The following is a 13,307-nucleotide window of genomic DNA, read 5'->3' on the forward strand; positions in this document are numbered from 1 at the left end:
AACTATACAACAATGTTTGAAATATTGTATTGTTAATATCAACAGTATCAATTTCAATCCGAGGACAGCACAAATGAGCATCAAAGTAGGGATTAACGGCTTTGGCCGTATGGGTCGTTTAACACTGCGCGCAGCTTGGGGCTGGCCAGAGATTGAATTTGTGCAGATTAACGATCCGGCGGGCGATGCGGCGACGTTGGCGCATTTGCTGAATTTCGACTCGGTGCATGGCCGCTGGGCGCATGAAGCGGGCACGGACGGCGACGATATTGTGATTGCTGATGCATCTAATCAAATCGCACGCATCAAAACCACGCGCAACACAGCGATTGGCGATACCGACTGGTCGGGCTGCGATGTAGTCATCGAAGCCTCAGGTAAAATGCGTACCACTGCGTTGTTGCAAGCCTATCTGGATCAAGGCGTAAAACGCGTTGTTGTGACTGCGCCCGTCAAAGAAGCTGGCGTACTCAATGTCGTGGTGGGTGTGAACGATCACTTGTTCGACCCAGCGATTCACCGCATCGTCACCGCCGCCAGCTGCACGACCAATTGCCTAGCACCCGTGGTGAAAGTGATTCACGAACAACTCGGCATCCGTCACGGCAGCATGACGACGATTCACGATTTGACCAATACCCAAACCATCATCGATGCGCCGCACAAAGATCTACGCCGTGCGCGCTCCTGCGGCACCAGTTTGATTCCGACTTCGACGGGTTCCGCCACCGCCATCACCGAGATTTTTCCTGAGCTGAAAGGCCGCCTGAACGGCCACGCCGTGCGCGTGCCGCTGACCAATGCCTCGCTCACCGATTGCGTATTCGAGCTAGAACGTGCGACGACGGTGGAAGAGGTGAATGGGCTACTGAAAGCGGCATCAGAAACCTATTTGAAAGACATCTTGGGCTATGAAGAGCGCCCGCTGGTGTCGATCGACTACCGTGGCGACGCACGTTCATCCATCATCGATGCGCTATCGACGATGGTGATCAACGGCACGCAGCTCAAACTCTACGCGTGGTATGACAATGAATGGGGTTATGTGAACCGCACGGCTGAGCTGGTTCGACAAGTTGGTTTAGTCAATCAATAAGTTGTAGCAAATACTCTAAATGGTATTGCTCTGTATCTATTTAAAGTAAAAGGCTACAGGGCAATACCTATCAATTGGACTTGGATTTTCATCATGCTTTCCAGCCTTTCACCGGCTATTCGCCAATACCTGATCATCACCGGCAACTACTGGACGTTTACGTTAACCGATGGCGCTTTGCGGATGTTGGTCGTGCTGCATTTTCATCAGCTTGGCTTTTCACCGCTCAATATTGCGTTGCTGTTTTTGTTTTACGAGATTTTTGGTGTGGTCACCAATCTGGTCGGCGGCTGGCTGGGGGCGCGGATTGGTTTGAATAAGACGATGAATATCGGCCTAGGCTTGCAAGTGATTGCGCTGCTGGCGTTGACCGTACCGACTGCAATGCTCACTGTGCCATGGGTGATGGCGGCGCAGGCGTTGTCGGGCATTGCGAAAGACCTCAATAAAATGAGTGCCAAAAGCAGCATCAAGACGCTGGTTCCCGCTGGCGCGGAAGGGAAACTCTTTCAATGGGTGGCGGTGCTCACCGGCTCAAAAAATGCGCTCAAAGGCGTTGGGTTTTCTTGGGCGGCGTGTTGCTCGCCACACTGGGTTTTGCCGGCGCAATGTGGGCGATGGCGGGGGTGTTGCTCATCGTGTGGATTGCCAGCCTGATGAGTTTGAAATCAGACTTGGGCAAGGCAAAAAAACAAGCCTAAATTTGGTGAGATTTTCTCCAGCAGTCGCGCGGTGAATATTCTATCCGCAGCGCGGTTATTCTTGTTTGGCGCGCGCGATGTGTGGTTTGTGGTGGCGCTGCCGGTGTTTATGGCGACGACTTTGGGCTGGGCCGATTGGGCTGTGGGGACGTTTTTTGCTTGCTGGGTGATTGGCTATGGCATCGTGCAATCGCTCGCGCCTTATCTAACCGGCAAAAAGGCTGGCAAAGTGCCCGATGGTCGCGCCGCGATGCTGTGGGCGATTCCGCTGACCGTATTAACCGCAGGTATTGCCATAGGGGTTAATCTAGATAATGGCTTAGAGGCGATACTGATTGGCGGGCTGTTGCTATTTGGGGTGCTGTTTGCGATTAATTCCTCATTACACAGCTATTTGATCGTCAGCTACGCCAAGGAGGATGGCGCATCACTTGATGTTGGTTTTTATTATATGGCCAACGCAATAGGGCGGCTGATTGGTACGGTATTGTCCGGCTGGGTCTACCAAACGGCGGGTTTGGCGGCGTGCCTGTGGATCTCGGCAGTTTTTATTGCCTTAGCCGCGCTAATTTCATTGGGTTTGCCTCGGCATGCAACAGTTTAAACGCTGAGCTGTGCTGCCAAATAGGGACGCTAAAGCGAGGTGAAAAATAGAGCGAAAATAACTAGCTACATGTTGTTAAAGGTCATGCGGCTTTGTTACAAAAATCAGCAAGAGGGTAATTCACCCCAAACCCCAGATGGATTTCTCCCACACGCAGCGTTGTCGGTGTGCCTAACTGTGTAAAACGATTTAAGATCACCGCATGCACTTGCAACTTCGCCACCTGACGATCAAAGTAACGCGCATCACTCACTCGCATTGTGGCATTCCTGGTGTCGTAAGCCCCATCGCAGTACACTGCCGCAATCGACTCTGCTTCGGGAATTTGATCCAACAACTCAGGCAATATACCGTCTTGCCGGTCAAGCATTTTGATACTCAGCTTGATACTTTTTCTGGGTTTTTAAGACGCCAAAGCACAGGTGAACCCATTTACGCATGCAAGCGCCGAGCGCTGACATTTTGCTCTTGCCTCGGGCCAGTAAACGTTCAAATAAAGCTTTGACATGGGGGGCTTGGTGGCGACGATCGCCGCCATGTAGAGCACTGCGCTAACCTTTGCAGGACCCGCTTTAGAGAGTTTGGCGCGGCCAAGTAACGACGAGCCAGATTGTCGCTCGACGGGAACTAAGCCCAAATAGGCCGATCATTGTTCGGCCGTATTGAACTGATGCGTATGCATCACCGCCAATAATTGCGTGCCACTTTGTGGGTCAATTGCGGGGATGCTTTGCAGCAAATCGATGTCGTTTTTCAGGCCAGGATGACGGTCGATATGGTTGGGCAGTTGCTCGTTTTGTATTTGTTAGGGCAGGTTTGCTCATGCCATTATTCTACCAGTCGCATTGCGCCGCTGATTTATGCAACAAAGCCATCTAGTTACACATTATTTTGATTCACGCCCTAAAGACTTCACCATGAAAACGTTAATTCTTAATTCTTAATTCTTAATTCTTACTTCTTTGCGTATTTTTAATTGCTGGCGCAGCCCAGGCTGTTATTCCTACGATGAATTATTCATGCCCGACCGGTATCGAATTGCATGTCGATCAAGGTGGCTATGCCATTCTTAATGGCAAAAAAGCGCAACTTAAGAATTTCAGTGAAAATTACTTTTGAAGTAAAAGCCAATGGCATTGCTGTCTCGGTAATGACCAACCTAGATGGCACACGCAATGTGTCTTACACCGGAAAAAAAGGTGCTAATGGTGTCTGTTCTGAAGCGGATGCCGCCAAAACCATGGCAAAACCGCAAACGAAGAGCACAACCACGCCGCCAAAAAATATGACTTCATATTGTAAAGGCGAAGCGGTGGGACAATTCAATACCAAGCCAATGTATATTGAGACCGGTAAAGCGTTTGCAACCTCAACGGGCTATGCAATCAAAGGCACTGGCGACTTAGGTAATCAAGGCAAAAAAGCATTCCAATGCAATTTTGATCAAAATGGAAAATTGCAAAACTTTCAATCACTGGTCAATGAGGGAAGTCTTTAATCCCTAGATATTTGCGGTACTCAATATCGAGTTGGCGTTGCGAAGGCGGTGATCTATTCGTTTTCAGTTGCTCACCATTTAGCGCCACTGAGCCAAATCCCCCTTTGTGAATGGGGTTTTTTTTTTGCGTGCACAGCGGCGAAAAATTAAGCAATGCCTGATCGCAAGGTTACGGGTTTCTAGGTCTTTTTGCTGCGATTTTGCTTTATTTATCTGGCGATATGTTCTCTGCGCAATAGCGGCAGTAGTTAATACTCACAAACGTATTTCTTACGTGGGCCTTTGCTCTATGATTTCGTAAGGGATAATATTGACCAAAAAAAGCGAGTGTCGTCGTGAATCAAGGTGCGGGCATCGTCATCCTCTGAATCACAACAAGTGATAAGCAATAGCAATGCGAACTGCTAAGCCGGTTGCGGCGAAGGAACACAATATGGCGGCAAAGAATTTCTTTAAGGATCATTTCGTGTTAATCATCGGATTGGCCTTGCCGGTGCTACTGATGATTGGGTTTATGGTGGCTAGCGCTTTACCCGCTTCGGGGGAGCCGCCGAAATACAGTCTCGTTTTCAGTATTAACGATTACCGCAGCAATCAGTCAATGCCGATCTCGGCGAATCTGGTCGTAAAAAATGGGGTGCTAATGGCGCAGTACACCCAGCTAAAAGACCGTAATAACAACTATGGTTCCTACTGGCCAAAGTTGTATTTATTCGATGCGAAGACACAAGGAGTGCGCGAGCTGGAATTTGGCCTGCCAAATGCCGCTGATCAAATCCGCGGCACCCGTGAAGAAGTCGTTCAGAGTACGAAAGGCTTGAAACTGTCGACCGAGCTAAAATCGCCGGATGGTTACGAATTGAGTGACCGCTATCAACACCGTGGGCTGTTCAACGAGATCTTCTTCGGCTGGGGGCGCAGTTCGAGCAATAGCATGATTAGCAACGGATCACGCAATGTAAAATTGTCGCCAGACGATGGGCGCACTTATTTTTACAGCGGACAGGCGCAATTTATTGGCTGGGTTATTCCATAATGACAAACCGAGACGATGCACTCAATGACATCATTGCGCTGATGAATAATCACGCGATAACGATTGATGAAATCACGGGCGCTTTACACGATAGCGCCGAAGTCCAGGCGAAAAAGGGCAGTAGCATTCTCGCGCGCCTATTCGGATATATCGGCGGTTTATTCATTGTTTCAGGCGTGGCCTATTTTATCGGCATGCAGTGGGACGAAATGGGCACGGTTGCGCGAATTTTGGCCACGTTGGGCTTGGGCTACTGCGTATTTATCATGGCCATTACTTGCACTACGCGGCCTAGCCTCGAAAAAGCGGCAACACCCTTATTTCTGCTGGCTGCGCTGCTACAGCCAACTGGCATTTTGGTGACGCTGAATGAGTTTTCGCGCGGTGGTAACCCTGCGCATGGCATGCTGTTTATGTGTTGCGTGATGGCGATACAGCAAGGATTTACGTTTTGGGCTAAGGATCGTACGGTGCTGGCATTCACGACGATCTTCTTTGGCACCTTCTTTTTCGCCATCGCTTTTGATTTGATGCATATTGATGCGAATCTCATCGGCGTTGTCATGGGACTGTCACTCACTTGTATTGGCTGGAGTCTTGGCAAATCCAAGCACCAGTCTTTAGCGCCGATCTGCTATGTCTTCGGGTCGATGATGTTCCTGTGTGCGATGGGCGACTGGCTGCGCAATACGCCGTTTGAAATCCTTTTCCTTGGTCTAGCCTGCGGCACTATTTTTCTATCGACCGTGGTTCGCTCGGGCGCGCTGCTGACTGTGGGTACATTGGTTACGCTAGCTTATGTCGGATATTTCATGAATAAGCATTTTGCGGATAGTCTTGCTGGGCCTATCGGCTTGGTGCTGCTGGGCGTGCTGCTGATTGGCGCGGGCGTACTGGCAGTTAGAATCAACAACAAATACATCAAACAAAAAGGGTAGGTGCCGCTAGCTTACGCGCAGTTTCAATGGCACCGCGCTCTTCGGCGCGTCGTAGGTAAGCCAGCAACCCAGGTGCGTTGATTGTTGATATTCGCTTTTGCCAAGCCAAGGAAAAATATCGCTTTCAAGACGGCTGATTATCTGGCTGCTAATCAATAAAGAGGCAGCTAGTTTGCAGACGTATTTTTATGTCGGGATATGTGGATAAACTACTGAATTATTCAGCATGCTAGTGCGAACCAAGCACCAGTGGTACCGCCATTCTACAAAATAGTTAATCAAAAATCGCAGTGCGCTCGACGTACCCCAATGCGGTATTTTTGCTGCGTACTGCCTAGTATCGCCAAAAGCTGAAATGAGTAGAAGGTTTGCGCAGCGCATCGTGCAAACGGCTTCTTCCTCATGAGTGCTGAGCTTCAGTAAGTCACGCATTCTGTCCGTAAAATGTCTTGTGACAATTCAGCCGCCACAAATAGCCAGTAGAAACCTATCGTAGTGTGGGGCTAGGGGTGGGTCTGATATGTAATGACAAAGAAAAAGCCCTGATTAATCAGGGCTTTAGTCTTAAATGCTGGTGGAGGCGGGGGGAGTCGAACCCCCGTCCGGAAGCACTCTACGAAGAGTTCTACATGTTTAGCCTTATCTTTTGGGTTTTAACTCCCTTTCACGCCGATGGGCAGGCTTGAGGAGAGCGAGTTACCTAAATTTAACCCCAACCCAAGTAACCCGAGTTAAGGCGATTCCATCTTAATGACTCTACTGCTGGTTTGACCCAGCCCACCCGATGGACCCTGTGGTGTAGAGTCTAGCGCAATTAAGCGGCTAGAGCGTAAGTTTCGTCGTTTGCGACTATATAAATACAGTGTTTAACGGGAATCTGCGATCCCGACATGCCCTCACCCGCTTTGCAACCCCCGTCGAAACCATGGCGCCCCCGATCGGTAGTCTTCAAGTTGGACAAGAAGAGTAGCGATTATACCTGCTTATGCTTGCTTTGGGCTAGCGGTTCGCGCGTTAACTTATTGGGCTTAAGCTTAGTGCTATTGATATCAAAGGCTTATTTCTTTGTTCGGGCGAGTTTTATTGCCAATGAGGCCGATTTTATGCATTTTTTTGATATGAATATTGTTTTTTCTTGCAGCTGTTTGGTTTTTGTTGACAAATTCTTGTTGTATTGCTGCCTTTAAAAGTCACAAATCCTGACTACACTAGTTGAGTAGTCGTGGTAGTGCTATTCGCTTTGCCGTGTGATTTGATGTTTGACATGCCATAGGTGGCTTATGAAGCGGATTATTTTGGCGCTTGAAAATGCGCTTGAGTTGCTTGAGCATCTGAGTGTTTATCATGCCGATGGCAATTTTCATGGTGCGATCACTTTGGCGAATTTGCGTTTTAATGGGGATCGTTTAGTCGGTTTGACTGCGCCACCAGCGACGCGATCTGAGCTAATTAGCATTGAGGATTTGTGTTTTGCATCGCCAGAGCAGGCTGGACGGATGTGGGATAAAGTCAGTCCGCGCAGTGATTTATATTCAGTGGGCTGTTTACTGTATACCTGGCTTAATGATTCTCCCCTTTTGTTGCAGATGATTTACTGGCGTTAGTACATGCTCATCTGGCGCTACCACCTGCAACCATGCCCAGTGCTCAGGTTATGCCCCCGATATTGCGCCGTATAGTGCTCAAGCTACTTGAAAAACCAACGATGGGACGTTACGCCTCTGTTGCGGGATTAAGTGCTGATTTGCGAGAGTGTTTGCAGCGGATGCAATCGGGGGTGGTTGAGGATTTTTTGCTGGGTACGCACGATGAATCTGGGCGTTTTATTATTTCCAATAAGTTATATGGACGTGATACTGATGTAGCGCAGCTTCAGCAACTTTTTGAGCAAGCCTGCCAAGGCAAGGGGGTGTTGTGCACCATTGGCGGCTACTCGGGGATTGGTAAAACCACGTTGGTTCGCAGCTTGCGGGCGGCGGTTGCCGCATCGCGCGGTGCCATGGTCGAGGGCAAGCATGATCAATTTCGTCGGCAGGTGCCTTATTCTGCGTTAATTGAGACGTTTACCGCTTTGTTGCGGCGAATTTTATCGGGAGATCGAGCGCATTTAGCACGATGGAGCTCGGCTTTGCTTGAGGTGCTTGGTGAAAATAGTGCCGTGATTGCTGAAATAATTCCCGATATTACGCGAATTATTGGCCCGCAAGCTAAGCCTTGCGTTTTGGAAGGGCCAGCAGGTCAACATCGCTTTAATATGGCATTTACCGCGTTATTAAAGGCATTTGCGCATGAAAATCATCCCTTGGTATTGTTTTTAGATGATGTGCAATGGGCTGATTTTGCATCCTTGGCCTTGATTCAAAGCTGTTTGTCCGAAGGCAGTGTGGGGTATTTATTGGTCTTGTGCGCTTATCGCGATAACGAGGTCGATGAGCAGCATCCACTGGCGTTAATGTTTGCTGAACTTAAAAACAAAGGCGTAGCGATTCAAGCCGTGAGCGTAGGGCCTCTGGCTACTGCGCATTTGGCTGAATTGGTTTGTGATAGTTTTCCTGGCCTAGATGATTTGCCACTGTTTTACGATATGTTAATGCGCAAAACGCAAGGGAATCCGTTCTTTTTACGGCAGTTTCTGCAGGAGTTATATGATGAGAAAATCTTGTCATTTCATCCGCAGCGCCGCTGGTGGGTTTGGTCTAAATCCCGTGCCTTAGCACTCACTCATACTGAAAATGTCATTGACTTAATGGTTCGCCGTATTCGGCGTCTGCCGTTAGAAACGCGCAATATTTTGAATATTGCGGCGAGTATTGGTAACCGTTTTGATTTGGCAACGCTATCTATGATAGGCGGGTTTGATCAAGCTACGATTCTGACGATGTTAGCACCCGCTTTACAAGAAGAAATTGTACTACCCATTACCGACGGTAAAGATAAGCACGAATTTAAGTTTTTGCACGATAGAGTACAGCAAGGCGCTTATGTTTTAGAGTCTGATGAATATACCAATGGGTTGCATTTACGAATTGGTCGTTTGATGCTCGAGCGAATGATAACGAGTGATATAGAGCCTAAATTATTTGAAATCGTTGATCATCTAAATGCCGCTCAGCATTTAATTAGTTTGCCCAATGATCGTTTGCAGCTAGCAGAGTTAAATTTCCAAGCTGGACAGAAAGCTAGGCAAGCCATGGCTTATCAAGCGGCGCTTAATTATTTAGAAACTGGCATTGCTTTGCTGGGCGATGCGTTTTCGGAGAATAACTTTGAGTTGTCATTTGCGCTGTATTTAAATGCGACTCAAGTTCTTGAATTGGCCGGGTTGTTTGATCGGGTCGCTAATTATATTCAATTGCTTGAACAATATGCTCAAACCCCTTTGCAGCAAGTCGAGCTGTATTTTTTACGTATTGCTCATTTAAATCACGATAGCCGCTTAGCAGAAATCAATGCGCTGGGCCGAGAGGCCTTGGCTCTATTTGGCATTGATATTCCGCCGCTTGATGATGCAGCGGCGTTAATGAAAAGATATCAGCAAGAGCTTGAGCAATTTGAAGCAACGATGCATACGCAATCTTACTCATCACTTGATGATGTAGCCGTGAGTGACGATGCGACGCATGATGCGGTACTTAAAGTGTTGTCGCAGGTTTCTGAGCCGGCTATTTTTGTGAATTTCTCGTTCTTTTCGGTGATTGCGGTCATTGGTGTTAATCGATCAATACGCTATGGCTATACGCGGGTTTCACCGATGTTTTTTACTTTGCTGGGTATTGCACTAATTGCGCACCATCGCCGATATCAAGATGCCTGCAAAATTGCCGATGTGGGTATTCGCTTACTTAATAGCAACAGCAAAACTTATGATTTGTATGGCTATGAGCGCTGCCTAGCCTATCACGGCTGGAATATTACGCATTGGGCCGAGCCTGCTCAGCGAGCGGTTCCACTGCTCAATGAAGGCTATAGCGTTGCATTACGTGCGCATGATCCGCTGTATGGTGGCTATATGTTGGTCGGCATACCTTGGGTTAGTTTGTTTTTATGCCGAGACGTGACAGATTTACAATCCACCGCCCAAAGAACACTCAATTTTTGTGCCAGCAATGAGCTGCCTTTTGTGAGTAGCTTGAGTTTGCCATTTGCGGCAACAGCGGCTGCTTTGCATGGTGATACCGCGGGCTTAGGTGTATTGGACCATAGTGATTTTTCGGAGGCGGCGTTTATCGAAGCATGGCAGGCGGTGCCCATTACCATCGCAGGCCTAAATATTTGTCGCATGATGCTGTATACCCTTGAGGGGCGCTTCGATGATGCGATTCGTTTATATGCCAGCGTGCAAACGGCGTGGCCGGCGACCTATTTATTGAGCTTGCACCATCCGTTTTGGCATGGTGTGGCGTTGGCAGGCAAGGCTAGAGCCGCTGAATCAAATAGTCGAGCGCAATTAATATCTGAATTAAAAGAAATAGAGGGTTTTTATCAGTCGGTTTATGTTGCAGGCTGCGCTGAAAATGTTGAAGATAAATTGTTTTTCTTGCGTGCATTATTGGCAGATTTAGATGGCGAAGAAGAGCCAGCCATATCGCTCTGCCAGCAAGCGATTCATAGTGCGCAACATCATTGTTTTTTGCTGAAATCTGGGTTTTTTCAATGAAACATTGGCGCAAATGCACCAGCGTCGGCGCAATGCTGCCGCATCGTCATTAGCACTAGAGCAAGCACTACAAGCCTATGTTGAGTGCCAAGCTTTGGCGCTAGCGCACCGAGTGAGATCTCGCATATCGCCAAAAATTGAATTAGCTAGAACCGCGAGTATGGTGACGAATGAATTTGGCTTGGACGCGATTGATGTCTTGGCAATTTTGCGTGCGGTCCAGACCATCTCAAGTGAAAGCAAGCTCGATGGCTTGTTGTCTCGATTGTTAAAAATCATTTTGGAATCATCTGGCGCCGAGCAAGGTTGTATTGTTTTGGATTTAGATAATCGGCTGTATATCGAAGAATCTGCCGGTTCAATGCAGGCGGATACGGGGTTGGTCGAGTCGGTGATTCGCTTGGTTAACAATACGCGTGAAGCGATTGTTTTAGAAGACGCGAGCCAAGCACTTGAGTTTGCTGATGACCCGCAGATTCATGTCCGAAAAATAAAATCTTTGCTCTGCATGCCCATCGGCCGACAAGGAAAAACGCAGCGCGTTTTATATTTAGAGCATGGTTCAGTTGAAGGCGTTTTCTCAGTGAAGCGCTGTCAGGCCATTAGCTGGTTGGCGGCGCAGGCCGCGATTTCGATTGAAAATCTAACCGCGTATGCAGAATTAGATGCGTATAAAAACCACTTAGAAGCCTTGGTTGAAGAGCGTACCGGCGAGCTAGAAATTGCCAAAGATGCTGCCGAAGAAGCTACACGCGCTAAAAGTGATTTTTTAGCCAATATGAGCCACGAAATTCGCACGCCCATGAATGCCATTATCGGCATGTCACATTTGGCTTTAGAGTTGCCACTCGAAGCCAAGGCGCGTAATTACGTGAGTAAGGTGAATAAAGCGGCAGAAAATCTACTGGGCATTATTAATGATATTTTAGATTTTTCTAAAATCGAAGCCGGCAAGTTGGATATGGAATTAGCTGATTTTGGTTTAGAGGATGTGCTCGATCATTTGGCTAATTTAGTGGCCGATAAGGCATCAGACAAAGGGCTGGAGTTGTTGTTTGAAGTGCCGATGGATTTGCCCATGTCCTTGGTGGGTGATTCATTACGGCTAGGGCAGATTTTAGTTAATTTGGGTAATAACGCGGTTAAATTTACCGAAAAAGGGCAAATTGTCGTTGGAATTGAAAAAATCAGCGCCGACAGTGAATTAATTGAACTGCATTTTTGGGTGCGTGATTCGGGTATCGGCATGAGTGCCGCTCAGTGTGACAAATTATTTCAATCGTTTAGTCAGGCCGATAGTTCAACCAGCCGTAAATATGGCGGTACGGGCTTGGGCTTGGCGATTTCCAAAAAACTGGTTGAATTAATGCATGGCCGAATTTGGGTAGAAAGCCAAGAAGGGGCCGGAACGACATTTCATTTTCATGCTTTCTTTGGTTTACAAGCGAGCCAAAAAATACCTAAACGGATGTTTCTCGCTGAAGAACTATCTGGTTTACGCGTGTTAATTGCCGATGATAACCCCACCGCGAGAGAGATTTTGGCGCGTATGGTGGGTAGTTTTGGCATGCAAATTGATCAGGTGAGTAATGGGCACTTGGCGATTGGTATGATCGCTAATTCAATGACTGGTGGTCAGCCTTATCATTTGGTCTTGATGGATTACAAGATGCCGATGCTCGATGGTTTGCAATGTATTGTCCAGCTGCAATCGGCGTTTGCAAGTGGCCTGCCCCCGATGATTTTAATCTCTGCCTATGGTCAAGATGTGACTGCAATGGCGGAGCAGTGTGGTGCGCGTGTGCGGGGAGTGATGAGTAAGCCAGTATCAAGGTCGTCTTTATTAGAGGCCATAGGTTTGGCTTTAGATAAAGGGCAGCTGGCTGAAACGCGCCTAGAGCAAAGAGCCGAAACGCAAAGTGAAACCATGCTAAAATTGCATGGCGCTAGGGTTTTGTTGGTTGAAGACAATGAACTCAATCAAGAGCTAGCGATTGCGTTGTTAGAAAAGGCCGGCATTGAGGTGTGCTTGGCGGGTAATGGCCAAATTGCTTTGGATATTTTGGCTGAGCAGTCTGACTTTGATGGGATTTTAATGGATTGCCAAATGCCGATACTGGATGGCTACGCAGCCACTAAAATCATTCGCAATCAACCAGCGTGGGCGCATCTGCCGATTATTGCCATGACGGCCAATGCGATGGCGGGGGATCGTGATAAGGTCTTGGCAGCAGGAATGAATGACCATATTGCCAAGCCGCTCAATATTGCTGAAATGTTCGCGACGATTGCGCGCTGGATCAGCCCGCAAAAAAAATCGCATGTTGGCGGATCCTGCCGGCGTGGACGACACAGCTGTTCCTACAGTAACTAAGCCACAACGCACCATTTATGACTTGCCTGGGATTGATGCTGCCAGTGGTTTGGCGTGTTGCATGTCCGATGAAGGCTTGTATATGAAGCTATTGCTGTTGTTTTCAAAATAGCATTAGTCAATTTGCCACTGATTTTACGGCAGCTCAGGCTGCGAGCGATCCAAATGCGGCAATGCGCTGTGCCCACTCATTAAAAGGCATGGCCGTTAATTTAGGGGCTCGCCAGATTCAACAGCTCGCGGGTGAGCTTGAGCAAGCGTGTATTGAACAGCAATCCAATGAGCAGATTGCTAAGCAGTTAGCCATCGTGGTGGATGCGTTGCAACCAGTGCTGATCGGCCTGCGGCAATTGCAGGCCACACAGCAAGAGAGTGAATTGATTCGTTAAATGGCTTTCGCTCA

12 protein-coding genes, 1 other RNA gene and 1 pseudogene are annotated in these 13,307 nt (G+C 48.0%); 10 read left to right on the forward strand and 4 right to left on the reverse strand.

The window, feature by feature from the left end; genetic code table 11:
• Positions 1 to 73 precede the first annotated feature (73 nt).
• The 3 genes from GKO28_RS15285 (at position 74) to GKO28_RS15295 (ending at position 2,401) form a co-directional block, all read left to right on the forward strand.
• The gene (locus GKO28_RS15285; RefSeq protein ID WP_182076930.1) at positions 74 to 1,096 is read left to right on the forward strand and encodes an ArsJ-associated glyceraldehyde-3-phosphate dehydrogenase; all 1,023 of its coding nucleotides are present in this window, start codon (positions 74 to 76) and stop codon (positions 1,094 to 1,096) included.
• A 93-nt stretch (positions 1,097 to 1,189) separates the two neighbouring features.
• Positions 1,190 to 1,753: an MFS transporter gene (locus GKO28_RS15290; RefSeq protein ID WP_203564203.1), complete on the forward strand. Its 564-nt coding sequence runs from the start codon at positions 1,190 to 1,192 to the stop codon at positions 1,751 to 1,753.
• Between the two features lie 75 nt (positions 1,754 to 1,828).
• Positions 1,829 to 2,401 (forward strand): MFS transporter, encoded by a 573-nt coding sequence (locus GKO28_RS15295; protein ID WP_203564204.1) that lies wholly within the window; start codon positions 1,829 to 1,831, stop codon positions 2,399 to 2,401.
• Positions 2,402 to 2,483: 82 nt separating this feature from the next.
• Here GKO28_RS15295 and GKO28_RS15300 read toward each other — a convergent pair whose 3' ends face one another.
• Both GKO28_RS15300 and GKO28_RS20390 read right to left on the reverse strand, forming a co-directional pair.
• A complete protein-coding gene (locus tag GKO28_RS15300) occupies positions 2,484 to 2,771 on the reverse strand; it encodes a hypothetical protein (protein ID WP_182076931.1) in 288 nt (95 codons plus the stop codon).
• A pseudogene (locus tag GKO28_RS20390) lies at positions 2,764 to 3,188 on the reverse strand (transposase); the annotation flags it as partial. The gene GKO28_RS15300 and the pseudogene GKO28_RS20390, both read right to left, overlap by 8 nt.
• A 255-nt stretch (positions 3,189 to 3,443) precedes the next feature.
• Here GKO28_RS20390 and GKO28_RS15310 point away from each other — a divergent pair.
• From GKO28_RS15310 to GKO28_RS15320, 3 genes are all read left to right on the forward strand, one after another.
• Positions 3,444 to 3,899 (forward strand): hypothetical protein, encoded by a 456-nt coding sequence (locus GKO28_RS15310; protein ID WP_203564205.1) that lies wholly within the window; start codon positions 3,444 to 3,446, stop codon positions 3,897 to 3,899.
• 433 nt (positions 3,900 to 4,332) lie between these two features.
• Positions 4,333 to 4,935, forward strand: a complete 603-nt coding sequence (locus GKO28_RS15315) for a hypothetical protein (protein ID WP_203564206.1) — start codon at positions 4,333 to 4,335, stop codon at positions 4,933 to 4,935.
• Positions 4,935 to 5,873 carry a DUF2157 domain-containing protein gene (locus tag GKO28_RS15320; RefSeq protein ID WP_182076934.1) on the forward strand — a complete coding sequence of 313 codons (939 nt, stop codon included), beginning with the start codon at positions 4,935 to 4,937 and terminating at the stop codon, positions 5,871 to 5,873. The genes GKO28_RS15315 and GKO28_RS15320 overlap by 1 nt, the downstream gene beginning before the upstream one ends.
• Here the strand turns inward: GKO28_RS15320 and GKO28_RS22990 are convergent.
• Both GKO28_RS22990 and ssrA read right to left on the reverse strand, forming a co-directional pair.
• On the reverse strand, positions 5,857 to 5,982 hold the full coding sequence (locus GKO28_RS22990) for a hypothetical protein (RefSeq protein WP_374220737.1): 126 nt from the start codon (positions 5,980 to 5,982) through the stop codon (positions 5,857 to 5,859). The two genes, GKO28_RS15320 and GKO28_RS22990, sit on opposite strands and share 17 nt — an antisense overlap.
• 463 nt (positions 5,983 to 6,445) lie before the next feature.
• Positions 6,446 to 6,809: a transfer-messenger RNA gene (gene ssrA / locus GKO28_RS15325) on the reverse strand.
• Positions 6,810 to 7,153: 344 nt separating this feature from the next.
• Here ssrA and GKO28_RS15330 point away from each other — a divergent pair.
• From GKO28_RS15330 to GKO28_RS15345, 4 genes are all read left to right on the forward strand, one after another.
• Positions 7,154 to 7,477 carry a hypothetical protein gene (locus tag GKO28_RS15330; RefSeq protein ID WP_182076935.1) on the forward strand — a complete coding sequence of 108 codons (324 nt, stop codon included), beginning with the start codon at positions 7,154 to 7,156 and terminating at the stop codon, positions 7,475 to 7,477.
• Between the two features lie 74 nt (positions 7,478 to 7,551).
• A complete protein-coding gene (locus GKO28_RS15335) occupies positions 7,552 to 10,530 on the forward strand; it encodes an AAA family ATPase (RefSeq protein ID WP_182076936.1) in 2,979 nt (992 codons plus the stop codon).
• 13 nt (positions 10,531 to 10,543) lie between these two features.
• Complete coding sequence (locus GKO28_RS15340) at positions 10,544 to 12,904, forward strand: response regulator (RefSeq protein WP_182076937.1); 2,361 nt, start codon at positions 10,544 to 10,546, stop codon at positions 12,902 to 12,904.
• Between the two features lie 113 nt (positions 12,905 to 13,017).
• Positions 13,018 to 13,293, forward strand: coding sequence for an Hpt domain-containing protein (locus GKO28_RS15345; protein ID WP_307839114.1), 276 nt, complete (start codon positions 13,018 to 13,020; stop codon positions 13,291 to 13,293).
• Positions 13,294 to 13,307: the final 14 nt, after the last annotated feature.

The sequence above is a fragment of the Deefgea sp. CFH1-16 genome, assembly GCF_016881365.1.
Lineage (GTDB): Bacteria > Pseudomonadota > Gammaproteobacteria > Burkholderiales > Chitinibacteraceae > Deefgea.